Raw genomic sequence first — 24,111 nt, 5'->3', positions numbered from 1 at the left:
GCACGCAACTCTCTGCCAAACTGGCGGCTGCATACGCAACAATCTGCTTTCGCGAATGGCAATTGCAGTGCGTCGACCGGGCAAAGGCCTCTATGATCTTGTTATTGCAGCCACCACCCATCCCCAAGCAAGGACGACGACGACATGACCATCTTCCGCCCGAAATACATCACTTTCGATTGCCACGGTACGCTGATTCATTTCCAGATGGCAGAAGCTGCCCGCGATCTCTATGGTGATCGTCTGGGCGAGGCCGAGATGCAGCAATTCATCAAGGACTTCTCTGCATATCGCCTGGACGAGGTCATGCATGACTGGAAGCCTTACGCCGAAGTTGTCCATAACGCCCTGTCGCGCACCTGCAAGCGCAACGGTGTGGCCTTCAAGGACGAAGATGCGGTAATGGTGTATGAGCGCGTTCCGACATGGGGTCCGCATGCGGACGTTCCGGCCGGTCTGGCGAAGGTTGCCAAGGAAATTCCGCTGGTCATTCTGTCTAACGCCATGAATTCGCAGATCATGTCGAATGTGGCAAAGCTTGGCGCGCCGTTCCATGCTGTCTATACCGCCGAACAGGCGCAGGCCTACAAGCCGCATTTCAAGGCTTTCGAATATTTGTTCGACATGCTCGGCTGCGGCCCGGAAGATATTCTGCACGTCTCGTCCTCCTTCCGCTACGACCTGATGTCCGCGCACGATCTCGGCATCAAGAACAAGGTCTGGGTCAACCGCGGCCACGAACCGGCAAACCCCTATTACGGTTATACGGAGATCTCCGATATTTCCGGTCTCGCGGGCGTCGTTGGACTGTAAGGAAGGACCGGATCATGAAGCTCGTCTCCTATTGGCACGACACGGCGCCCCTGTTTGCGGGGGCGGCGCAAGGTCCTGTCGAAGGCCATTACGATGTGGCCGTCATTGGTGGCGGCTTCACGGGTCTGGGTGCTGCGCGCCAGCTGGCAAAAGCGGGCGCGCGCGTGGTTGTTCTTGAAGGACAGCGCGTCGGCTGGGGTGCTTCCGGGCGCAATGGCGGCCACCTCAACAACGGGCTGGCCCACTCCTACCTCTCCGCCAAGGCGGAACTCGGTAAGGAGCGCGCCATCGCGCTCTACAAGGCGCTGGATGCCTCGATCGACACGCTGGAAAGCCTGATCGCCGAGGAAGGGATCGATTGTAATTTCCGCCGCGCCGGCAAGCTGAAAATGGCTTCGAAACCGCAGCATTTCGAAAGTCTGGCGAAAAATTTCGAGGCTGTTCATGCCGAGGTGGATCCCGACACGGCGCTTCTGTCGGTTGACAATCTCAAGGCGGAAATCGGCTCTCCCTTTTATGGCGCCATGCTGTCCAAGAAGAGCGCTATGATGCATATGGGCCGCTATGTGGCCGGCCTTGCGCAGGCTGCCAGCCGCCATGGTGCGGTGATCTTTGAAAATGCGGCGGTGACGAAACATACTCAGAACGGAAAGACACACACGCTGGAAACGGCGCGCGGCAAGGTCACCGCGGATAATGTTCTTGTGGCAACCGGCGCCTACACGCCCTCCGGCTTCGGCTATTTCCGCCGCCGCATCATCGCGGTCGGCAGTTTCATCATCGCCACGCGGCCGTTGACGGATGCCGAGATCAAGGCGTCCGTCCCGGGTAACCGCACCTACGTCAACACCATGAATATCGGCAATTATTTCCGCCTCGCACCGGACAACCGGTTGATCTTCGGCGGCCGCGCGCGCTTTTCCACGACATCGGACCAGCGTTCGGATGCCAAAAGTGGCGCGATCCTGATGGATAGCCTGCACCGCATATTCCCGCAGCTTGCGCATGTGCCAATCGATTATTGCTGGGGCGGACTGGTTGATATGACCAAGGACCGTTATCCCCGCGCCGGTTTCCATGATGGCGTCTGGTACGCCATGGGCTATTCCGGCCACGGCGCCCAGCTTTCCACCCATCTGGGCATGATCATGGCTGACGCCATTCTGGGCCGCCCGGACAACAACCCGCTGAAGGGGATGGACTGGCCGGCGGTGCCTGGCCATTTCGGCAAGCCCTGGTTTCTTCCCTTGGTGGGGCTTTATTACAAGATGCTGGATAAGATTCAGTAGCGCGTCAGTTCATTCCTTCGTCATGCTGGACTTGATCTGGCATCCAGCGACTGCGCGCCTGCACGGTGAATAGTCTCTTACGATCAATGACGTGATCGCGCTGGACCCCGGATCCAGTCGGGGGTCACGACACGTGAATGCCGTGGCTTTGCCAAACCAATTCATTCCTCCGGATTTTTCTTCCACCCCTGGGAATGCTGCTTTTCAATTTCGCACCAAAAAAAGAAGGGCCGCAGAGCGGCCCTTTAGGCGGGGAGAAAGAAACAGTCTTCAGGCAAGTCCACCGATGTGGAACGTCTTCATTTCCAGATATTCCTCGATGCCGACCTGTGCGCCTTCGCGGCCGAGGCCGGATTGCTTGACGCCGCCGAAGGGGGCGACTTCGGTGGAGATCGCGCCGGTATTGAGGCCGACCATACCGAACTCCAGCGCCTCGCCCACGCGCCAGGCGCGTTTGAGGCTTTCAGTGTAGAAGTAGGCGGCAAGGCCGAAGGGCGTGCCGTTGGCGATCGCAATCGCCTCCTCTTCCGTCTCGAAGCGGAAGAGCGGGGCGACTGGCCCGAAGGTCTCTTCGCTCGCCAGCCGCATGGCGGTTGTTGCGCCCGTCAGCACCACCGGTGCGGTATATTGCGAACCTGCAGGCAGATCATGAGGCTTGGTAATGATCTCGGCGCCCTTGGAAACGGCGTCATCGATATGCGCGCGGATTTTTGCGATTGCCGGCTCATTGATCATCGGACCGATGGAAACACCCAGTTCCGTTCCGGGTCCGACACGCATGGCATCGACGCGATCAGCCAGTTTTTTCGCAAATGCATCGTAAACGCTCGCCTGAACGAGAATGCGGTTGGCGCAGACGCAGGTCTGACCGCCATTGCGGAATTTCGAAACGAGCGCGCCTTCGATGGCGAGATCGAGATCTGCATCGTCGAATACGATGAAAGGGGCATTGCCGCCGAGTTCCAGCGACAGTCGTTTTACACTGTCGGCCGCACCGCGCATCAACAGCGAACCGACACGGGTAGAGCCTGTGAAGGAAATTTTCCGCACCGTCTCATTGGCCATGATCTCGTTGCCGATCTCCGTCGGCATGCCGGTGACGATGTTGATGACGCCAGCCGGAATGCCTGCACGTTCGGCAAGAACGCCGAGCGCTAGGGCCGAATAGGGCGTGAATTCCGAGGGCTTGATGACTACGGTGCAGCCAGCCGCCAATGCAGGTGCGACCTTGCGGGTGATCATGGCGTTCGGGAAATTCCACGGTGTGATGATGCCGCAGACACCGACCGGCTCCTTCAGCACCACGATACGGCGATCCGGCGTCGGAGAGGGAATGGTGCCGCCGCTGATGCGTCGGCCTTCTTCCGCAAACCACTTGACGAAGGATGCTCCGTAACGGATTTCGCCCTTGGCCTCTTCAAGTGGCTTGCCCTGTTCGATGGTCAACATCAGGCCGAGATCGTCGATGTGTTCGATCATCAACGCGAACCATTTTTCCAGAAGCGCCGCGCGCTCCGCGTGCGTTTTCTTCTTCCACGGCCCGAAGGCAGCGTTGGCGGCTTCGATGGCCGCGCGGGTTTCCACGCTGCCCATATCCGGCACGGTGCCGATCACCGCCTGCGTCGCCGGGTCGATCACGTCGACCGTCTTGCCTGATGCGGCCGCTTTCCATGCGCCGCCGATCAAACCCATCTGGCGAAAGAGTTCCTTATCCTTCAAGCCCTGCATTATCTGTCTCCGAAATCAGTCGAGAGCCGCGACAACTGCGGCAGTTATTACGTCTGTCTTGTCCTTGCCCGGCACGGTGCCAATGCCCTGGCCGGTCGCCTTTTCCAGCGCCGCCATGACCCGCTTGGCCGCATCCGCCTCACCCAGATGCTCCAGCATCATGGCGCCGGACCAGATGGCGGCGATGGGGTTGGCAATGCCGAGATGGGCGATGTCAGGGGCTGAACCGTGCACCGGCTCGAACATGGAGGGTGCCGTGCGGTTGGGATTGATATTGGCGGAGGCGGCAAAACCGAGGCCGCCCTGAATGGCTGCGCCGAGATCGGTCAGGATATCGCCGAAGAGGTTCGAGGCGACCACGACATCAAGGCTTTCCGGCGCCATCACCATGCGCGCCGCCATGGCGTCGATATGGTAACTGGAAACTTCAACATCCGGATATTCGGCGGCGAGCTTTTGCGTCACCTCGTCCCAGAACACCATCGAATATTTCTGGGCGTTGGATTTGGTGACGGAAGCCAACTTGCCGCGACGCTTTTGCGCCTGCTCGAAGCCGAAGCGCAGGATGCGTTCCACGCCCTTGCGGGTGAAGATGGAGGTTTCGACAGCGACCTCGTCTTCGGTGCCCTGATGCACGCGTCCGCCGGCACCGGAATATTCACCTTCGGTATTTTCGCGGATGCAGAGAATGTCGAATCCATCCGCTTTCAACGGTCCCTGCACGCCGGGCAGAAGCCGGTGCGGGCGGATATTGGCGTATTGCACAAATGCCTTGCGGATCGGCAGAAGCAGGCCGTGCAACGATACCGAATCCGGCACCTCCGCTGGCCAGCCGACCGCGCCCAGCAGAATGGCGTCGAAGCCGCGCAGGGTCTCGATGCCATCCTTCGGCATCATCGCGCCGGTCTCCTTGTAGAAGGCGCAGGACCAGGGGAATTCGGTGCCTTCAAGCGCAAAACCGGAGCTTTTTGCTGCGGTGTTGAGAACCTGCCAGGCGGCATCAGTCACGCTTTTGCCGATGCCGTCTCCGGGAATGAGTGCGATGCGATGCGTTTTCAAGATGTTTCCCCTGTTACAGTCCGATCAGGACGCTTTTGCTCTTGCGGTTGGCGAGATAGGCCTCCCGTCCGAGATCCTTGCCGATGCCGGAGCGTTTGTAACCGCCGGTCGGCAGGATATGGTCGCGGGAGCGGCCATAACGGTTGACCCAGATCGTTCCTGCCTGGATGGCGCGAGACAGGCGCATGACGCGCGAGATATCGCGGCTGAAAAGACCCGCGGCAAGACCGTAGGTAGGATGATCGGCGAGCGCCAGCGCCTCTTCTTCCGTCTTGAAGGTTTGCAGGGTCAGCACTGGCCCGAATATCTCTTCTGTGACAGCAGGGGAGGTCTGGTCGACATTTGCGATCAAGGTCGGCTGGTAGAAATAACCCGGACCGTCCATGATCGCGCCACCCGTCAGGCATTCGCCGCCATGGGCGACAGCCGCCTGCACGATGCCGTCAATGCGCTGGCGCTGCACTTCGGAGATGATCGGCGAATACTGTGTTGCTTCGTCCCAGGTCGGGCCGGGCTTCACTGTCTTCATGCGAGCGATAATTGCGGCGGAAAGCGCCTCTGCGACACTCTCTTCAACGATGATGCGCGAGCCGGCAACGCAGGCCTGCCCGGCATTGGACAGAATATTGCCGGCGATCGCGGCGGCGGCTTTTTCGATATCGGCATCTGCAAAAACCAGCTGCGGACTTTTGCCGCCCAGTTCCAGCGTCATGGGCTTGACGCCGGTACGCGCGATATTTGCCATGATGGCCGAACCTGCTGCCGTCGATCCGGTGAAGCTGACCTTGGAAATTTCGGGATGGCCGGTGATGGCATTGCCTGTCACAGGCCCGTCACCCAGCACGATGTTGATGAGCCCGGCGGGCAGCCCTGCCTTGATGGCCAGTTGCGCCATGAAAATGCTGGAGAAGGGCGTCATTTCCGATGGTTTCAGCACTACGGCATTGCCGGCTGCGAGTGCCGGGCCAAGCTTCCAGCCCGCCATGGACACCGGAAAATTCCAGGGCGTAATGGCGCCGACGACGCCATAGGGCTCGGTCATGATCATGCCGACGCTTGTATCGTCGGTCGGTACGAGATCACCGCCCTCCTTGTCTGCAAATTCGGCAAAGAAGCGGATCTGTTCGGCAGTGACGGCGATATCGCCGGCAATCAGGTGGCCCACGGGCCGGGTCGAGGAGAGCGCCTCGATTTTTGCCAGCGTCTCGGCTTCCTGCTCGATCAGGTCTGCCCAGCGTTGCAGCACCCTGGTGCGCTCACGCGGGCGCACGCCGCCCCAGTTACTGCTCTTCAGTGCGGCTTTGGCGGTTTGCACCGCCTCATCGACAAGTGCCGCATCCGCCTTCGGGCAACCGGCATATTCGATGCCGTCCGAAGGACGATGCATGTCGATGCCGTTTTTAGCCGGGACCAGCCGGTCGCCGATGAAATGGCCGATCGGCAGGGACAGGCTGTCTGGATCGAAGCTGAGCGTCATGGATGATCCTCTGTGGATATGCGCCAAAGCTACTCCCTGATGGCAAGCAGCATCGACCGACTGCGGCGGGGGCGGTGAACGAAAATCCTGTTTTGCTGGTGGCCCACAGCGCAATCTTCGGCGGGCATGAAGACCGCGCCGAAAACCTTGCGACGGGTCCGATCGAGGGCCGTAAATCCGGTCGAAAGGCATCCGGGCAGGATACCCATGTAAACCATGGCTGGCATCCGCCTGCGGATTGCCAGCCATCGCTGTTCTCAAAAATGCCTCTCCATCAGCCGGGATGCCAGGCATGCTGTTCGGCAAATCATCCGTTCACGGTCACATAGATCTTGCGCACGGTTTCGATTGTCTTCCAGACGCCAACGAAACCGGGCTTCATGACGAAGCTGTCGCCCGCCGTGTAACGCAGCGGCGCGCCGCCCTCCGGTGTGATCTCGATAACGCCTTCGAGAATGTGGCAGAACTCGAATGTCTCGCCCTTGATCGAGCGGCTTTCGCCGGGGGTCGCTTCCCAGATGCCGGTATGCACGGTGCCATCACGGGCTTCATCTAGCGGCCAGGTTTTGAACGACGGGTCGCCGGCGATGAGGCGTTCGGGCAGGGCCTTGGAGGCTTTCGGTTCAAAGGTGGGATTGGTGTCGATGGTCTTGAGGAGAGACATGGGTGTCCTTTCTTGGAACGGTAGGATCAATATCCGCGGCTACGGTCAACGAGGCCGAGCGGTTCGAGACCGGATTCGTATCGTTTGATATTTTCGACGACGGTGCGGGCAGCGGAATGGGGCTGGGTGACGCTGGCAATATGCGGCGTCAGGAGAATTTTCGGATGGGTCCAGAAGCGGTGGTCTTTGGGCAGGGGCTCCGGATCGGTAACGTCAATCACCGCACCTGAAAGCCTGTCGCTGTTGAGTGCATCGAGCAAAGCGTCATGATCGAGCTGTTTGCCGCGCCCGGCGTGAACCAGAGCAGCCCCTTCGGGAAGCATCCCAAGACGCTCGGCGTTCAGAAGCCCCGTGGTCTCTTCGGTGAGAGGCAGCAGGCAGACGAGAATATCGCTGGTGGAGAGAATGGATTTGAGGCCGTCGTCGCCATGATGGCAGGTGACGCCATCGATCTGACGCTGTGAGCGGCTCCAGCCGGAAAGCGGAAAGCCGAAAGGTTTCAGCCGCTCCAGCGCCGCAACGCCTAGCATGCCGAGGCCGAGAACGCCCACCCGGCACTCTTCCGCCTGACGCTGGGGCAGGGCATTCCACAGTTGCTGGCGCTGCTGGTTTAAATAGACTGGCAGGTTGCGGTGGAGGGAAAGTACGCCGAGGCAGATATATTCCTGCATCATGCGGATGATGCCCTCATCCACCATGCGTACGACCTTTACCGTCTCAGGGATCGCCTCGATGTGAAACTGGTCGACACCCGCGCCAATCGAAAACAGGACTTCGAGATTGCGATACCGGGCAATGTCCTGTGGTACCGTCCAGGTGATGAGGTAACGGACTGCATCGGGATCGACAGTTGATGCATCCATCGAAAACGGCAGATCAGGCAGTTCTGCAGCTAGGGCCTGCCGGAAAATCTCGCCGCGCTTGGCGTCGGAATTGAAGAGAAACGTCATCTGAAATCTATGCTTCCCGAAGGTTCAAGCCGCACAGCGGCTTGCGAGTGTTTCCAGCATCGACTGGCAGGCCGAAAGTTCGCCCGTCGTTATGAACTCGTCCGGCTTGTGGGCGCGGCCGATATCTCCTGGTCCGCAGATGATGGCGTCGATGCCCGCCGCCTGGAACAGCCCCGCCTCCGTGCCGTAGCTGACGGCGGCGAGACAGGGGGTGCCGGTCAATTCCTCCAGAAACAGAACAAGGGGAGCATTGGCTGCAAGCGAAAGCGCCGGATAATCGCTCATAGGCGTCCACTCGATATCGACACCCTTTGCTGCAAGAACCTCGACGCTTGCGCGAATCGGCCCGAGCAGTTCAAGCGGCGATATGCCGGAAATCGCCCGCGCTTCCAGCTCGATGGCCGAGAAATCGGGGATGATGTTGATCGCCTGGCCGCCCTTCATCGTGCCGATCTGCAGCGAGGAATAGGGCGGCTCGAAAGTCGCTTCAAAGGGGCCTTTCGTCAGCTCATGTGCCGTCTCCACGGCCTTTGCCATGATGCCGGTCATCAGGTGAATGGCATTCACCCCCTGATCAGGGCGGGACGAATGGCCGGAACGGCCACGGATGGTAATGCGAGCTGCTGCTTTGCCCTTGTGTGCACGAACCGCCCGCATATTGCTCGGTTCGCCGATAATTGCGCCCGCCGGTGCGGCGCACAGTTCAGGCAATCTGGCGAGAAGATGCGGAACGCCACGGCAACCCGCCTCTTCGTCATAGGAAAAGGCGATATGCACGGGACGTTTCAGCGCCATGCGCGAAAATGCAGGCGCCGCGGCGAGAACCGTGGCCAGAAAACCCTTCATGTCGGTGGTTCCGCGCCCGTAGAGACGATCATTTTCCGCCCGCAGTGTAAAGGGATCGGAAGACCATTCCGGCTCGCTGGCGGGTACGACATCCATATGGCCGGACAAAACATAGCCGGCGCGATCGGCCGGGCCGAAGGTGGCGAAGAGATTGGCGCGGTCGCCCTCCGGTCCCGCAAGCAGCGATACTTTCGCGCCGTGGCTTTCAAGATAATCGGCGATCCAGCCGGCAATATCGCCATTGGCGGTTCCAACGACCGACGGGAAACCGACGAGACGCTCAAGGATTTCGATTGCGTTCAATGGTCGTCTCCGCTGACCGGATTGTCATCCCGAAAGCTTAGAATGGCCTGCCACGTTTATCTGCTGAAATGCGAATGATTTCGGTAGATTGTTGTGACCTTCCAGTGCTTTCAGAAAATTCGTGCTGGCGTAACCGGCTACCGTCGGATGTCGTGGGCTAGGCCGGGACCGGATGAAGGTTGTGAGCCGTAGGGGATGAGGGCCGTTGGTTATGGACCTGCTCAAAGTCGATAGTTTCGAGCTGCGGACCGTGGATATCGCGGACGTGGATGCCGATCATCTGCATGCACTCTCCATGGCCGTCGGATGGCGATATCACGCGAATGAATGGTGTTTTCTGCGGCAATGCGGCGTGGGTCTCGCTGCGCTCGATGAGATCGACCGTGTTGTCGCAACCGCGATGCTCTTTCCCTATGATCAGGGGTTTGCGACGCTTGGCATGGTCATTGTTTCCCCCCGTTTGCAGGGGCAGGGCGTAGCACCATGGCTTGTGCAGAAACTTGTCGCGAAATTCCCCACTGTCTCCCTGCGGTTGAACGCGACGGGAGCGTCGCGGCGGTTGTTTTCAAGGTTGGGTTTTGCCGGTGATACGGAAAAAGTATATCTGTTCCGGGGAAGGGCGAATTGCCTTTTCGAGATACCGCCGCCCGGCAGAAAACAACGAATAGAGCCGTTATCCGCAGATCATCTGACTGATGTGGTGGAACTAGACCGGGCGGCTTTTGGCGTTTCGCGCCGGAACGTTTTACAGCGACTTTTGACGCAGAATGCGGGTTACGGTGTGTTTGAGGCGGACCGTCTTACCGCTTTTGCGCTGCGCCGTGCGGCGGGGCGGGGCCACATTATCGGTCCGGTCGTTGCGGGTGCGGACATGGATGCGATTGCGCTTGTGAGGCGGCATTTTACCGATCTGGACGATGAGCTGGTGCGTCTCGACACCATCAGCGACAACAATCTCTTTATTGATTTTATTGCGCAATCCGGGCTGGTGGTGATTGAAACCCTTACCACGATGTCCAAAGACGCGCCGCAACCGGCGCCTTCCGGCGCTACAAAAATTTTCGCGTTGGCGGGTCCGTCTTTGTGCTGAGCTGCAGCACTATCGCAATTGACGCCCCGGCGCTTGCCCCTTATGTCAGAAAGCGACGGTTCCTGAAGCCGAAGGGCAAAGGGATTAATAGGGAACATGGTGCGGGTGATTTCTATCGCCCAATGCCGTGGCTGCCCCCGCAACTGTAAGCGGATTGCCGCTCATCCTCGTGACGCCTGAAACGCGTCATGCCACTGCACCCTTCAAGGTGCGGGAAGGCAGATGAACGGCGCATATTCGTGAGCCAGGAGACCTGCCGTCATAATATTGACCATCGTTACGGGCGGGGATGCCCGGAAGAGGAGCTGATTATGACCTTTCCGTCCGCGGAAACGTATTTAGAGTCCCGTTCTCCATCTCCACACTTGTTGTCGCTCTGTCACTACGCGTTTTGACGCGCGGCCTGCGGATCACGCCACTTTATTTAGACTGGAGAACATATGTTTCATTTCAAACGCCTGCCGGTTTCCGCCGGTCTTCTGGCTGTCGCATTAGCGGCCTTGCCCGCCGGTGCCGCTCAGGCTGCCGAAACCACCTATCCGCTGACGATCAATAGCTGCGGCCACGAAATCACCTTCAAGCAGGCGCCCGCCCGCACAGTATCGGTCGGCCAGAGCACGACCGAGGTTCTCTATCTGCTCGGCGTGGCCGACAAGGTGGTAGGCACGGCGCTGTGGATCGGCCCGGTTCTGAAGGGTTACGAAGACGCCAATGCCAAGGTGGAGCGGCTTGCCGACAATGATCCGAGCTTCGAGGCGGTGGTTGGCAAGAGGCCGGACCTCGTGACGACGCAGTTCCAGTGGCAGATCGGTCCCGAAGGCGTTGTCGGAACACCGGAGCAATTCGCCGAACTCGGTATTCCCGTTTATACCTCCCCTGCCGATTGCATGGGCAAGGACAATTCCGGCGGCGGCGACGGCGTGCGCAAGTCCGTTTTCACCATGGACCTGATCTACCAGGAGGTCCGCGACCTTGCGAAAATTTTCAACGTGCAAGATCGCGGCGAGGAAGTCGTTGCCGACCTGAAAAAGCGTGAGGAAGCCGCCCGCGCCAAGATCGCTTCGGCGAATGGCAAGATTTCAGCAGTCTTCTGGTTCTCCAGCGCCGAGTTGGATATCGATCCTTACGTGGCGGGCCGCAATGGTGCGCCGGGTTACATCATGTCCGCGCTCGGACTGAAGAACGTTATCGAAAGCGATGAGGAATGGCCGACTGTTGGCTGGGAAACCATCGCCAAGGCCAATCCGTCCGTGATCGTTGCCGGCAAGATGGACCGCCGGCGTTTCCCCGCCGATGATGTCGCCGTCAAGCTCAAGTTCCTCGCTACCGATCCGGTTGCCAGCATCATGCCCGCCGTCAAGGCGGCCCATGTCTTCGAAATGGACGCGCAGGCGATGAACCCGACCATCCGCACGATCGAAGGCATTGAAACGCTGGCCGAGGCGATTTCCACAGCCGGTCTCGCCAAGTGAACGGTCTTTCCGTCAATCTCGGCAGGGCGGGTCTGGCTTTTGCCGCACTCGCCCTGCTGCTCGTCGCACTGATGGCCGGTGCGGCCATCGGCGAGACTGCCATTCCGTTCGACGTGGTGGCAAAGACCATTGCCAATCGTGTCTTCCATGCGGGTTATCCGCTGGAGCCGCTGGATGAGGGCATCGTCTGGAGTTACCGCCTCAGCCGCGCCGTTGTTGCCGCGTGCTGTGGCGCCTCGCTGGCGCTGGCCGGTGCGGTGCTTCAATCACTTCTGCGCAACCCGCTCGCCGATCCCTATATCCTCGGTATTTCCGCAGGCGCCTCAACCGGGGCCGTGGCCGTGGCGCTTCTGGGCTTCGGGGCGGGGTTCCTGACGATGCCGGCCGGCGCCCTGATCGGGGCTTTTGTGGCTTTTTCGCTTGTCAGCCTTCTGGCGGTGCGGGCAGGGCACGGCAACAGCGCCATCATCTTGGCGGGGGTCGCCGGTTCGCAACTGTTCAACGCCATGACGTCGTTCATCGTCACCAAATCCGCCAATGCCGAACAGGCGCGCGGCATCATGTTCTGGCTGCTGGGCAATCTTTCGGGCGTGCGCTGGCCGGATGTCTGGCTGGCTTTGCCGGTCAGTATTGCGGGTCTAGGGGTGTGCCTCTGGTACGCACGCGCGCTTGATGCTTTCGCTTTCGGCGGTCAGGCAGCAGCTTCGCTCGGTATTCCGGTGCGCCGGGTCTATGCGGTGCTGATCTCGGTTTCGGCGGTCATGACGGCAGTCATGGTGTCGCTGGTCGGTTCCATCGGCTTCGTCGGTCTCGTCATCCCGCATGCGGCGCGCATCTTCGTTGGCGTTCGCCACGGCATGTTGCTGCCGGTGACGGCGCTAACCGGTGCAATTTTCATGATCATCGCAGATATTCTCTCGCGCACCGTCATTCCGGGGCAGGTGCTGCCGATCGGCGTGATCACTGCGCTGGTCGGCGCGCCCGCCTTCGCCTTCATTCTCGGGCAGAAGAGAGGCCGGTCATGAAATTATCCGCCCACGATCTGCATTTTCATGCCGGCAATCTCGACATCGTGCGCGGTGTTTCGCTGGAGGTCGCCCCGGGCGAGTTTCTGGGTATCATCGGGCCGAACGGTTCGGGTAAAAGCACGCTGCTTTCCATACTGGCCGGCATTCGCATGCCGCGTCGGGGTCATGTCATGCTTGGTGAGGAACGGCTTGCCACATTCGGGCGGCGCGAACTTGCCCGCAGGCTGGCCTTTGTGGAGCAGCAGGCCGAAACCACCGAGCGCATCAGCGCGCGACAGGCCGTGGAACTGGGGCGCACGCCCTATCTCGGCCCGCTTTCCGCATGGTCGCCAAAGGACGATGCCATCGTCGATGCGGCGCTCGGAAATGTCGATATGGCGGACAAGGCCGAGCGAAACTGGCATCACCTTTCCGGCGGCGAACGCCAGCGCCTGCACATTGCCCGCGCATTGGCGCAGGAGCCGCATATTCTGCTGCTGGACGAACCAACAAACCATCTCGATATCGGCCACCAGATCGGCTTGCTCGATCTGGTGCGCAGGCAGGGACTGACGGTTGTGGCGGCGCTGCATGATCTCAATCACGCCGCCATGTTCTGCGACCGCGTCGCCATCATGCATCGCGGTGAAATGATCGCTGTCGGCCCACCGCGCGAGGTCCTCACCTCTGCGACCATCGCCGATGTGTTCGGGGTGCAATCCGTCGTCACCACGGATGAAAGCGGATTTTCACATATTCGTTTTCTGCCGGCCCACGGTGCGGCCGATCACGCAAGGAAAGCAACGGCACGATGATGAAATTGAAAAGACTTGTAAATCTCCGCTTTGGCGCGCGACAGCTTTGCGTTTCCGCGGGACTTGCCATGGTTGTGGCCACAGGGTTTTCCATTCAAGCCGGAGCCGAGACCTTCGAGGTGAAGATGCTGAACCGTGGCGAAAAGGGCTCCATGGTGTTCGAGCCCGATTTTCTGGAGATCGCTCCCGGCGACCGCGTGCGCTTCGTGCCGAGCCACAAGAGCCATAATGCCGCGACGATCGATGGTATGGTTCCCGAAGATATTGAAGGTTTCAAAAGCCGGATCAACGTCGAATTCGAGACCGGTTTCGAAAAGCCAGGCTTTTACGGCATCAAATGCTCGCCGCATTACGGCATGGGCATGGTTATGCTGATCAAGGTGGGGGACGCGGTTTTGCCGCAGAGCTACAGGACGGTAGAGGTCCCAGGCCGGGCGAAGCCGCGCTTTGAGGAGCTATTCGAGCGGGCGGAAAAATGAGGTCCCTGCATCGCGTTTTCATGCGTCATGCACGACTAGATCCGGCATCCAGCCACGGCGCGTCTGCACCGTGAGAAACTATTATTAAGCGATCAAGGACTTGGTCGCACTGGACCCTGGATCACATCCGGGGTGACGGAGAGCTGGGCGGCAGCTTGGTGGCTTTGGTCGCCCTATCCCTTGCCGGACGTGTGCGGCTTCACGGCGCATATTGCATAACGGTGCTGCAATCCCCGCAAAATGCCTTTCAGCAGACTGAAATTTTTCGCCTGGGCACGATGAATGGCCTGAAGTTCCTGATCGATGGCAACGGGCTCGAAGCCGGTTTCACGCAACAGCGCTGCAACGTCACCAGCTCTTGCACCCTGTGAAAAATAGACCCGCGATAGAATGCTGTTGAAGGTGTTTTCCGGATCCGCCGGCTTGTGCGGCTGGTCCGGCTTCACAAGGCCGATGCTTTCCAGACCCGCCGCCAGCTTCTTGACCAGTCTTTCGCGCCAGCCGGTGTTGACGAAATCGCCATCGACGATCAGCAGGCGTCCGCCGGGTCTCAAGACACGGAACCATTCGGCAAAGCTCGCCTTCGGGTCCACCAGCGTCCAAACCAGATGGCGGGTGATGATGACGTCGGCGCTTTCGTCCGGCTCCATCGTGTTTTCGGCGTCGCCGACAAAAAAGCGGATATTGCGCCCGCGGGTTTTCGCCTTCGCCCTTGCAAGCTCCAGCATGGTTTCCGACCAATCCATGCCGGTGACCTGAAAACCGAGATCGTCCATCAGGTGCGAGATAACGCCGGTGCCGCTGGCCAGATCCAGCGCCTTGCGGCCTTCTCCCTGGCCCAGATGCTTCAAAACCAGCGCGTGCCAGGCCTTGCGCTCTTCTTCGGAGAAAATCTCATGACCCGGGGAAAGGTCGAAAGTCGCGGCGCGGCCGGACCAATAGGTTTTGATTTCGTCTCTCAGACTGTCGTTTTTGCCATAGTGGATAGTGTCGATCATCGGTCTTCAGCTCACATACCGGTCAGTTAAGAATGGCTCTAAAACATAAAACTTGACTAGTATAGTCAGAAAATAATACAGCCGCGCCAGTCAACACTGGAGAGCAATATCCGATGCGCATCTCAGCCAAATCCGCGGCACTTGCCCTTGGCCTTCTCGTATCCGCAGCGTGGCCTGCATTGGCCGAAAAGGTCACCGTCAAGGATGTGACCGGCCGCGACGTGGAAGTCAATGTGCCCGTTTCGCATGTGATCCTCGGCGAAGGCCGTCAGATCTACTTCCTGGCGGCGCTCGACAAGGAAAACCCTTTCCAGCACGTTGTCGGCTGGCGCGACGACCTGGCGAAAGCCGACCCGGAAACCTATGCGGCCTATCTTGCCAAGTACCCTGATATTGCCAAGCTGCCGACCTTTGGCGGCATGAAAGACGGCACCTTCGACATCGAGCAGGCCATTTCGCTGAAGCCAGACGTGATCCTGATGAACATCGACGCGAAGACCGCGACGCAGGAGGCCGGTTACATCGAGAAGCTCGAAAAGGTCGGCATCCCGCTTGTTTACGTCGACTTCCGCGAAAAGCCGATGGAAAACACCGAGCCGAGCATGCGTCTGATGGGCCAGCTGACCGGCAAGGAAAAGATCGCCGAGGACTTCATCAAGTTCCGCGCGGACTCCATCGCCAAGGTCACCGATACGCTCGAAAAGGCCAATCCGAAGAAGCCTGTCGTGTTCGTCGAACGCGCCGGCGGTTATTCCGACGATTGCTGCATGTCCTTCGGCAACGAGAATTTCGGCAAGATGGTCGAACTCGCCGGCGGCATCAACATGGCCAAGGACATCATTCCCGGCACGTTCGGCAACGTCAATCCGGAACAGATCATCGCCTCCAATCCGGAACAGATCATCATCACGGGTGGCAACTGGAACGGTTATGTTCCCGGCGGCAACTGGGTCGGTGTCGGTTATGGCGCGGATATGAAGGAAGCCCACCGCAAGCTTGAAAACCTGACCAAGCGCCCGGCTTTCACCGGGGTACAGGCGGTCAAGAACGGCAATGTCCACGCCATCTGGCACCAGTTCTACAACAACCCGTATCAGTTCGTGGCCATTCAGGAAATCGCCAAGTGGCTGCACCCGGACCTCTTTAAGGATCTCGACCCCGAGGCGACCTTCAAGGAGCTGCATGCCCGCTTCCTGCCGCTCGACTACAAGCCCGGTTACTTTGTGTCGCTGAAGGACACGAAATAAGACAGGGACGGTGAAGGGGAGCGCCGTCCGATCGATGGATGAAGCCGCAGCCATGCGGCTTCATCATTTTCTTTTGGAACTAAGAGGACTTCTCATGCGGCTTAACGCTCTCAGGCATCTTGCGGTGCTGGCTTTGTCTCTTCTCGCTTTACCGGCTTATGCCGGAGAAATCACCGATGTCACCGGACGCAAGGTCGAGCTGGACCTGCCGGTCAAACGTGTCATCGTCGGTGAGGCGCGCCAGATCCACGTCATCGCGGCGCTCAAGGGCGACCAGACCTTCGACACCATTGTCGGCTTGCGTGACGATCTCCTCAAGAAGGACCCTGACAGCTACGCCGCCTATGTCGAGCGCTTTCCGCAGATCGAAAAACTGCCGCGCTTCGGTTATGTGCCGCAGGGCGATTTCAGTCTGGAAACGGCCATTACCCTTTCGCCTGACGTGATCACCCTCAATCTGGAAGCGGAAAAATCCGCCAAGGAAAGTGGTTTCGAAGAGAAGGCCGCCGCCGCCGGAATCAAGATCGTCTATCTCGATTTTCGTATCGATCCCGAAAAGAACAGCGAAGCCTCGATTGAAATTCTCGGGAAAATGTTTGGCGCGCAAGAGCGTGCAAAGGAATTCATCGCCTATCGCCGTGCAGAAATCGCCCGCGTGACCGACCGGCTCGCCAGCGTCAAGGACCTGAAGCGTCCCGGCGTCTTCATCGAGCGCGCGCCCGGCATTTCCGGTGAAGACAATTGCTGCCGCACCTTCGGCCCGGTCAATTTCGGCGCGATGGTCGATCTCGCTGGCGGCCATAATATTGCCGACGGCATCATCAAGACGACGTTCGGCGATCTCAATCCCGAGCAGCTCGTCGTTGCCGATCCGGATCATGTCATCGTCACCGGCTCAAACTGGGCGGCTGAATCCGATATCAACCAGTTCGTTCCCGTTGGACGCGGAGCCGACATGGCTCTTTCCCGTAAAAGACTGACAAACCTGATGAAGCGCACGCCGTTTCCGGAACTGAAGGCTGTCAAACAAGGCAATGTCCATGCCGTGTGGCACCAGTTCTACGGCGCGCCCTACGAGTTCTTTCCGATCCAGCAATTCGCCAAGTGGTTCCATCCCGAGCTCTTCGCCGATCTCGATCCCGAGAAGAATTTTGAGGACTTTCACCGGAAATTCCTGCCCGTCACCTACAAGCCGGGCTACTTCGCATCCCTCGAAAAAGGTTCGAATGAATGAGTTCGTTGAATGAAATCGCCGTTGGCGTGAGTGGGCGCGATCAATATCGCGCCCTTGCCGCACGAAGGATCGTTATTCTCTTCGGGCTTTTCATCGCCCTTTGTTTCAGTATGGCTGCCGACATGGCACTTGGTCCGGCGCGCTACACGATATCAGAAGTTCTGGCGACGATTGCCGATCCGGCTGCTGCTGCAAACCAGCTTCGGGTGGTGATATGGGATATCCGCATGCCGATTGCGCTGATGGCGGTCACCGTCGGCGCGTCGCTTTCGGTTGCGGGCGCACAGATGCAGACCATCCTGTCCAATCCTCTCGCCAGTCCGTTTACGCTCGGCATTTCGGCCGCTGCCAGTTTCGGCGCCGCGCTGGCCCTTGTTGGCGGCGTTGCGATCTTTCCCGGTGCCGTCCAGTACATGGTGCCGATCAACGCCTTCATCATGGCGATGATTGCCGCCCTGTTCATTCATTTTGCCTCGACGATGCGCGGCGTAACCGTGGAGACTATCGTCCTTCTCGGCATCGCGCTGGTGTTCACCTTCAATGCCGCATTGTCGCTGCTTGAATATCTGGCTTCCGAACAGGCGCTCGCCGCCGTCGTTTTCTGGACCATGGGCAGCCTGACCAAGGCCACGTGGGAAAAGGTCTATATCACCGGTGGTATTCTTCTCGTTACGGTGCCGATGTTCATGCGCAACGCATGGGCGCTGACGGCGCTTCGGCTGGGTGACGACAAGGCAGCCAGCATGGGCATCAATGTGCGTCGGCTGCGGCTGCAGACCATGCTGACGGTCAGCCTTCTGGCCGCGATTCCGGTTTCTTTCGTTGGTACCATCGGTTTCGTCGGGCTAGTCGGCCCGCATATAGCCCGCATGGTGGTAGGCGAAGATCAGCGGTTCTTCCTGCCGGGCTCGGTGATCTGCGGGGCGCTGCTGCTTTCGGCAACCTCTGTCATCAGCAAGATACTCATTCCCGGCGCAATTCTGCCAATCGGCGTCATCACGGCGCTGGTTGGCGTACCGTTCTTTTTCGCGCTCATTTTCGGCAACAGGAGACGCGCATGGTAGCGCTCGCATTGAAGGATGTCGGCGCTGCCTACGGCCGCACGACTGTTCTCTCCAAGGTCGGCATCGATACGCTGGAAAGCGGCAGTGTCACGGCGGTTATTGGCCCGAACGCTGCCGGCAAGTCCACGCTTTTCAAGCGCATCGCCAGCTTGATCTCCGGTCCCGGGCTTGTCGAGTTGTCAGATACGGCACGCGGCAACCGGGCCATCTGCTACATGCCGCAGGACACCGGCGCCAACGCCGTGCTGACGGTTTACGAATCCGTGCTTCTGTCCGCCAAGCAGGGCGGCGGGTGGCGTGTTCACGACGATGAGCTGTTTGAGATCGACGCCATTCTCAAGGCGCTGAAAATCCACGATCTCGCCTTCCGGGGGCTCGGCGAATTGTCTGGCGGTCAGCGGCAGCTTGTGTCCCTGGCGCAGGCGCTGGCCCGCAAGCCGGAGGTGCTGTTGATGGACGAGCCGACATCTGCTCTCGACCTCCACCGACAGGTCGAGGTTCTGGGGTTTGTGACCGACCTTGCCCAGAAGACTGGCATGATCGTGCTGATCGCCCTGCACGACCTCAATCATGCGCTTCGTTATTGCGAGAATACGATGGTGATCGCGCGCGGCGAAATGGTGGTGAGCGGCAGCACCGAGACGGTGATAACTCCGGCCATGCTGCGCGATATCTACCGCATCGATGCGCGCATCGAAACCTGTTCGCAGGGCAGGCCGATGGTAATAGTCGACGGCGCAATCTGACGCTATCACAGGACCCGGCCGCGCCTGCCGCCGGGTCTGCGAGTCTCTGGCTGTTGCAGGACCCGCGACCGCACAAATTCTTGATAATAATAGTCATGAAATAGCTGTTCGGTCGAGAGTTTGGGTGCTAGAGGTTTAGACGGGAAAACTGCTTTGTCGTTTGGGGGCTTGCAGTTTCGTTTATCCTTGAAATTTCTCTCGGTTGAGACATGGGCATACGGGAAGATGACAAGCGTTATAACGCTTACGTCGCGCACAGGGTTGACCTGATCAAATACGCCACGCTTATTTTAGGGTCGCGGGCGGACGCGGAGGACGTGGTTCAGGAGGCATTCCTGAAATTCGTTCCCGAAGGTTCCGGCAATCCTTCCAACCTCAAATCCTATCTTTTCCGCATCGTCCGCAACCTCGCCCTCGATAATCGCCGCCGCAACCGGCAGGACCTGCGGGAGCGGCCCGACGATACCCCGTTCTGGGGCATACCGCAGGGTCACGGCACACCAGAAGAGCATGCCCTGTTCTGCGGCGAGGTCCGGCAGATGCAGATTATTTTGGCCTCTCTGCCGGTTCAGGCGCGTGTGGCATTGGAAATGCATAGATTTGGCGGCTACAATATGGAAGAGATCGCCCGTCACCTCGGCGTATCCGTGGCTAGCGCCCACCGTCTGATTAAGAGTAGTATTGCCGCCATTACCAAAGAAATGCAGTAAAATAGCCTTTATTGTTTCATCTTGTGAAAAAAAGTTCTCCCTCAAACGTCTTTAAAGCAACACGGAAGACGAGGCATCTCCTCCGCCCAGTCAAAGGAACTGACCGGCTCAATGACAATTGATCCCGATAAAAAAATAACATTGCCGACCGGGAAGGCGGAGGAGGCTGCCGACTGGCTGATACGCCTGCAGACGGGTTCGGCGGAACCGCGGCTGAAGGCGGAATTTGATCGATGGTTGGCTGCTTCGCCGGCAAATCGTCTGGCCTGGGAGCGGACATGCAAGACTTGGCGGAATCTCGGTCTGGTCGAGCCGGGTTTAAAAAGCCTCTGGGAAGACGCGCCGCACCTGCCTGGCGTTGCCGGAAAACAGGCATCGCGACGGCGCTGGTCCTTGCGGCATTATGCCGGCATGGCGGTGGCAGCAGTGTCTCTCTGTCTTGCGGTGCTGTTCGTTCCCACGCTTTTCGTCCATATCAAGGCCGAATATCAGACCAGTACCGCAGAGAGCCGCACCATAACCCTTGAAGACGGCAGCAGGGTGCAGCTTGCCGCGGCAAGTGCGCTTACCACTGATTTTGCTAATGGCCGCCGTAATGTGAAGGTGCTGAAGGGCGAAGCTTTTTTTGATGTCGTGCCGGATAGCGACCGTCCCTTTGTCGTGGAGGCGAAAAACCTGACCGTCCAAGTGCTCGGCACGGCTTTCGATGTCGACATGACGGATGGCGTGACGCAAGTCGCGCTTGCGCATGGTTCCGTGGAAGCTTCCTTCCGCAACGCGCCACCAACGCGGCTGGTGCCGGGTGAGATGCTGGTTGTCGACGCCTCCGGTACAATCCGGAAAGAGACCGTTCCCGTCGAGGATATTGGTGGCTGGCGCAACGGCGAGCTTTACGTTGTGGATGCGACGATCGGTTCTGTCGTCGAGCAAATCCAGCGGTATCATCCCGCATGGCTGACGATGGCGGACAAGACGCTTGCAGAGCAGCGTGTGACTGGCTTCTACAATCTTCGCGATCCGGACCGTGCGCTGGAAGCATTGGTGGAACCCTATAAGGGCAAGGTGCATGCGATTGCCAATACTGCCCGCATCATCACCCGTTTCTGAAGCGCAATAAAACAAAAAATCGTATTTATTTTCAGTCGTTTATAAAAAATTCTCCGAAACCCTGAAAAAAACTGCCGAGGCAATCGTCTTTTTGTTGAGTAATCCGGTCAAGATATAGCCGGAGCGAAGACAGGAAGACAAAAGCAGTATGCGCCTCCAGATACGTAAGAACGGTTCAGGGAAAAACGCGGCAAAGCCGGCACGTATGACGGTGCTTTTGGCGACAACGGCGGTGGTCGTTTCAATGTCGGTACCGGCTTTTGCGCAGAGCGGACCGAATGCCGCCAATGGTCAGCGCTCCGGTGGCGAGCAGGGTGCAACGCGGCCTTTTAATATTCCCGCCCAGCCGCTGTCCTCCGTTGTCGGCTTTTTCGGGCGGCAATCCGGTCTGCAGGTTACGCTTGCCACACCGTCCGCCGGCAATGTGCGCACCAATGCCGTTACCGGCAGTTTTACGGTGCGGGATGCGCTGTCACGGCTTCTGGCAGGCACGGGCGTGAATTTCCGGTTTGCCGGAAATGGCAGAACCGTCGTCATAGGCTCGGGGCAGGCCGCTGCCGATCTTTCCGGGGCGGAAGGCACCACCGTTCTGGAAGAAATTACCGTGACGGGAAAAACCGGACGCAATTCCATTGCCGGCACCGGTTATCAGGGAACGCCCGACTGGGTTTATGAAACACCCGCCAGTGTCAGCGTCGTCAGTCGCGAGGCGATCCAGTCCGCCGGCGTGCGCAACACGCGCGATGTCTTCAACCGCGTCTCCGGCGTCTACGCCGGTGAGGGCAACGGCAGCTTCCCTACCGTTTCGCCCAATATACGTGGCTTGCAGGAAAGCGGCCGCGTGGTCGTCTCCATCGATGGTGCGCGGCAGAATGCGCAGCGTGGCGCAGCTTTCGGCGGCGCCACGAGTTACACCGCGAGCGCCGGGCAGGGTTACGTCGATGTCGCCTTTATCCGTGCTGTCGAGATCGAGAAAATAACCAATGCGAGGTCGGGTAACGCGGGTTCGCTTGGCGGGAAGGTTGAGTTCCGTACCGTCAGCGCCGCCGATCTGATCCCCGAGGGTGCGAACAAGGGGGCTGAGGTGAATGTCTCCCGTGGCACCAATGGTTACGATTTTCAGGGTTCGGTTCTGGCCGCAGTTCGTGAGCCGAATGGCCCTCTCTCCTTTGTTGCCGGTTACAGCCGCACGATCATGGATGAATACAAGATCGGAACCAAGGGTGAGGCCCGAAGCACCGCTTTGACGATGAAGGACCTGCTCGGCAGGGACGGTTGGTCGACATTTTTCAAGGGCGAAGGTGACTTCGGGGATGTGCAGACTTCGTTGTCATGGATGCATCAGCAGAATGATTTTGTTCAGGGTGCGTCCACCGTGGTCGACAGGGAAAGTGTACGCAACGACAGCGTCGTCGCGAAGCTGGACTGGGACCCCGAAAGCGAACTCATCGATTTCAAATCGTCGTTGTGGCTGAACGACAATATGACGCACGAGTTGCGATCGGCGCGCACTTATGCGGTGGAGACCAATCTAGATATGGGCCTGCGCAGCTTCGGTGGCAACTTGGAAAATACCAGTCGTTTCGACACCAAGGCGGGTGCGCTCAGCCTAAATTATGGGGCTGAAGCCTTCCGGGATATAGCCACATCCGTTGCTATTAGCTCCAAGATCAAGGAAAACCCCTCCTTTGCTACCAGCTACACGGCTTTCAGCCCCGCCGGGCGGCGCGATGTCGCGAGCCTGTTTTTAAACGGTGAGCTGGAGCCGGCGGATTGGATCACGCTAAGTGGCGGCGTGCGTTACGACTGGTCACGCCTGAAGGGATCGGCGACTTATTACAGTACCCGCAGCTATCTCGTAGACACCTCTGTCCCCTGCGATCCAGTCGGCAACCATTACACACCTCTCGACTATTTCAATCAGGTGTTCCTTCCCGCCAACCCGTCCTGGGCTGCGCGCTACGCGCTTTATCTGGCGCGTGCCTGGCCTAATGCTTCGGCAGGTTGCATGCCTGGAACTGGCACAATTACGCCACCGATACCTGTTACCGAATACCCGGAGCACAATGTCGATATCGATCGCACCTACAGTGCCTGGCTACCCTCCGCCACGATTGAACTGAAACCCGTCGACTGGTTCCGTCCCTATGTGAGCTATTCCCAAAGCCTGCGTCCGCCGACAATTCTCGAGGCTCTCTTTGCCGGTGCCCGTCCGGGGGACAGCCCCGGATATGAATATGCCCCGAACACATCCCTGCGGGCCGAAAAAGCCACCACCTACGAAATCGGCGCGAATATGAGCTTTGACGGCGTGCTGCTGGACAACGATTCCGTCCGCATCAAAATGGCCGCCTTTCGCCGTGGGGTGAAGGATTACATCGCTCTCGGTTATCTCGTCACGGATCAGGTGGCGGATCGGACCTATACCAGCTTCGTCAATCTCGACGGCACGACCTATATGCGCGGCCTTGAATTCGAGGGCAATTACGATGCCCGAAGCTTCTGGCTTGGTGGCTCAGCGACGCTGCTGAAGACCGATTGGCCGGACAAGACCCAGGTTTTCTCTAACGGCACGACCACGACAAGCGGCGAGATCGTCGCATGGCCGGGCGATGTTGCACCCAAGGTGAAGCTGACGCTCGATGGCGGCATGCGTTTCTTCGAGGAAAAATTCTCTTTGGGCGCACGGCTCAACCATGTCACGCCGACGCAATCGCGGACGCTCGATACGGAGGGTAATCTGCGGGAGGTAACCGATCCCTACACGACGGTAGACCTATACGGCTCCTATGCCTTCAACGAAAAGGCGACGCTTCGTTTCGCGGTCAACAACCTGACCGACCGCAAATACATCCCGGCAGCCAGTGCCTATACCGCGCCGGGCCGCACATTTATCGCAACGATGAACGTGAAGTTCTGATGCGCGGAAGAAATTCTCCGGGCTGGGGTTGCAGCCCGTCCCGGAGATGAAACGCCTTCGTCACATGACAAAGGTATCCCTATTGGCCAGCAA

Annotated in this window: 22 protein-coding genes and 1 riboswitch; of the genes, 14 read left to right on the top strand and 8 right to left on the bottom strand. The window is 59.0% G+C overall.

Annotated features, from left to right (window positions below):
• Window positions 1–144: 144 nt before the first annotated feature.
• Both F617_RS0106015 and F617_RS0106010 read left to right on the top strand, forming a co-directional pair.
• A complete protein-coding gene (locus F617_RS0106015) occupies window positions 145–813 on the top strand; it encodes a haloacid dehalogenase type II (protein ID WP_003511068.1) in 669 nt (222 codons plus the stop codon).
• Between the two features lie 14 nt (window positions 814–827).
• Window positions 828–2,102, top strand: coding sequence for an FAD-binding oxidoreductase (locus F617_RS0106010; RefSeq protein WP_019564738.1), 1,275 nt, complete (start codon window positions 828–830; stop codon window positions 2,100–2,102).
• A 270-nt stretch (window positions 2,103–2,372) separates the two neighbouring features.
• Here F617_RS0106010 and F617_RS0106005 read toward each other — a convergent pair whose 3' ends face one another.
• From F617_RS0106005 to argE, 7 genes are all read right to left on the bottom strand, one after another.
• Window positions 2,373–3,830, bottom strand: a complete 1,458-nt coding sequence (locus tag F617_RS0106005) for an NAD-dependent succinate-semialdehyde dehydrogenase (protein ID WP_019564737.1) — start codon at window positions 3,828–3,830, stop codon at window positions 2,373–2,375.
• Window positions 3,831–3,845: 15 nt separating this feature from the next.
• The gene (locus F617_RS0106000) at window positions 3,846–4,889 is read right to left on the bottom strand and encodes a tartrate dehydrogenase (RefSeq protein WP_019564736.1); all 1,044 of its coding nucleotides are present in this window, start codon (window positions 4,887–4,889) and stop codon (window positions 3,846–3,848) included.
• A 13-nt stretch (window positions 4,890–4,902) separates the two neighbouring features.
• Complete coding sequence (locus F617_RS0105995; RefSeq protein ID WP_019564735.1) at window positions 4,903–6,366, bottom strand: aldehyde dehydrogenase; 1,464 nt, start codon at window positions 6,364–6,366, stop codon at window positions 4,903–4,905.
• 29 nt (window positions 6,367–6,395) lie between these two features.
• Window positions 6,396–6,584, bottom strand: coding sequence for a hypothetical protein (locus F617_RS0105990; RefSeq protein WP_003511063.1), 189 nt, complete (start codon window positions 6,582–6,584; stop codon window positions 6,396–6,398).
• 89 nt (window positions 6,585–6,673) lie between these two features.
• Window positions 6,674–7,030 carry a cupin domain-containing protein gene (locus F617_RS0105985; RefSeq protein WP_019564733.1) on the bottom strand — a complete coding sequence of 119 codons (357 nt, stop codon included), beginning with the start codon at window positions 7,028–7,030 and terminating at the stop codon, window positions 6,674–6,676.
• 26 nt (window positions 7,031–7,056) lie between these two features.
• On the bottom strand, window positions 7,057–7,980 hold the full coding sequence (locus tag F617_RS0105980; protein ID WP_019564732.1) for a glyoxylate/hydroxypyruvate reductase A: 924 nt from the start codon (window positions 7,978–7,980) through the stop codon (window positions 7,057–7,059).
• 24 nt (window positions 7,981–8,004) lie between these two features.
• Window positions 8,005–9,129, bottom strand: coding sequence for an acetylornithine deacetylase (argE, locus tag F617_RS0105975; protein ID WP_019564731.1), 1,125 nt, complete (start codon window positions 9,127–9,129; stop codon window positions 8,005–8,007).
• A 211-nt stretch (window positions 9,130–9,340) separates the two neighbouring features.
• On the opposite strand from argE, the gene F617_RS0105970 reads away from it, so the two are divergent.
• The 5 genes from F617_RS0105970 (at window position 9,341) to F617_RS0105950 (ending at window position 13,992) form a co-directional block, all read left to right on the top strand.
• A complete protein-coding gene (locus tag F617_RS0105970; protein ID WP_019564730.1) occupies window positions 9,341–10,219 on the top strand; it encodes a GNAT family N-acetyltransferase in 879 nt (292 codons plus the stop codon).
• A 39-nt stretch (window positions 10,220–10,258) separates the two neighbouring features.
• A riboswitch (cobalamin riboswitch) is annotated at window positions 10,259–10,495 on the top strand.
• Between the two features lie 164 nt (window positions 10,496–10,659).
• Window positions 10,660–11,691 carry an ABC transporter substrate-binding protein gene (locus F617_RS0105965; protein WP_019564729.1) on the top strand — a complete coding sequence of 344 codons (1,032 nt, stop codon included), beginning with the start codon at window positions 10,660–10,662 and terminating at the stop codon, window positions 11,689–11,691.
• A complete protein-coding gene (locus F617_RS0105960; protein ID WP_003511052.1) occupies window positions 11,688–12,716 on the top strand; it encodes an iron ABC transporter permease in 1,029 nt (342 codons plus the stop codon). Before F617_RS0105965 ends, F617_RS0105960 begins: the two co-directional genes overlap by 4 nt.
• Window positions 12,713–13,513 carry an ABC transporter ATP-binding protein gene (locus F617_RS0105955; protein ID WP_019564728.1) on the top strand — a complete coding sequence of 267 codons (801 nt, stop codon included), beginning with the start codon at window positions 12,713–12,715 and terminating at the stop codon, window positions 13,511–13,513. Before F617_RS0105960 ends, F617_RS0105955 begins: the two co-directional genes overlap by 4 nt.
• Window positions 13,510–13,992: a pseudoazurin gene (locus F617_RS0105950; RefSeq protein WP_019564727.1), complete on the top strand. Its 483-nt coding sequence runs from the start codon at window positions 13,510–13,512 to the stop codon at window positions 13,990–13,992. Before F617_RS0105955 ends, F617_RS0105950 begins: the two co-directional genes overlap by 4 nt.
• A 173-nt stretch (window positions 13,993–14,165) precedes the next feature.
• Here F617_RS0105950 and F617_RS0105945 read toward each other — a convergent pair whose 3' ends face one another.
• Complete coding sequence (locus F617_RS0105945) at window positions 14,166–14,990, bottom strand: class I SAM-dependent methyltransferase (protein WP_019564726.1); 825 nt, start codon at window positions 14,988–14,990, stop codon at window positions 14,166–14,168.
• 113 nt (window positions 14,991–15,103) lie between these two features.
• On the opposite strand from F617_RS0105945, the gene F617_RS0105940 reads away from it, so the two are divergent.
• From F617_RS0105940 to F617_RS0105910, 7 genes are all read left to right on the top strand, one after another.
• Window positions 15,104–16,237 (top strand): ABC transporter substrate-binding protein, encoded by a 1,134-nt coding sequence (locus F617_RS0105940; RefSeq protein ID WP_003511043.1) that lies wholly within the window; start codon window positions 15,104–15,106, stop codon window positions 16,235–16,237.
• Window positions 16,238–16,331: 94 nt separating this feature from the next.
• The gene (locus F617_RS0105935) at window positions 16,332–17,471 is read left to right on the top strand and encodes an ABC transporter substrate-binding protein (protein ID WP_026330692.1); all 1,140 of its coding nucleotides are present in this window, start codon (window positions 16,332–16,334) and stop codon (window positions 17,469–17,471) included.
• On the top strand, window positions 17,468–18,535 hold the full coding sequence (locus F617_RS0105930) for an iron ABC transporter permease (RefSeq protein WP_019564724.1): 1,068 nt from the start codon (window positions 17,468–17,470) through the stop codon (window positions 18,533–18,535). The genes F617_RS0105935 and F617_RS0105930 overlap by 4 nt, the downstream gene beginning before the upstream one ends.
• The gene (locus tag F617_RS0105925; RefSeq protein ID WP_019564723.1) at window positions 18,529–19,281 is read left to right on the top strand and encodes an ABC transporter ATP-binding protein; all 753 of its coding nucleotides are present in this window, start codon (window positions 18,529–18,531) and stop codon (window positions 19,279–19,281) included. Before F617_RS0105930 ends, F617_RS0105925 begins: the two co-directional genes overlap by 7 nt.
• A gap of 209 nt (window positions 19,282–19,490) precedes the next feature.
• A complete protein-coding gene (locus F617_RS0105920) occupies window positions 19,491–19,991 on the top strand; it encodes an RNA polymerase sigma factor (RefSeq protein WP_019564722.1) in 501 nt (166 codons plus the stop codon).
• A 111-nt stretch (window positions 19,992–20,102) separates the two neighbouring features.
• Entirely contained in the window at window positions 20,103–21,098 is a 996-nt protein-coding gene (locus F617_RS0105915; RefSeq protein ID WP_019564721.1) for a FecR family protein, read from the top strand.
• A 148-nt stretch (window positions 21,099–21,246) separates the two neighbouring features.
• Entirely contained in the window at window positions 21,247–24,018 is a 2,772-nt protein-coding gene (locus F617_RS0105910) for a TonB-dependent receptor (protein WP_026330691.1), read from the top strand.
• Window positions 24,019–24,111: the final 93 nt, after the last annotated feature.

The organism is Agrobacterium sp. 10MFCol1.1 (assembly GCF_000381165.1).
Classification (GTDB): Bacteria; Pseudomonadota; Alphaproteobacteria; order Rhizobiales; family Rhizobiaceae; genus Agrobacterium; species Agrobacterium tumefaciens.
Note: the sequence above shows the minus strand (reverse complement) of the source record. Positions and strands in the feature narration are given on the sequence as shown.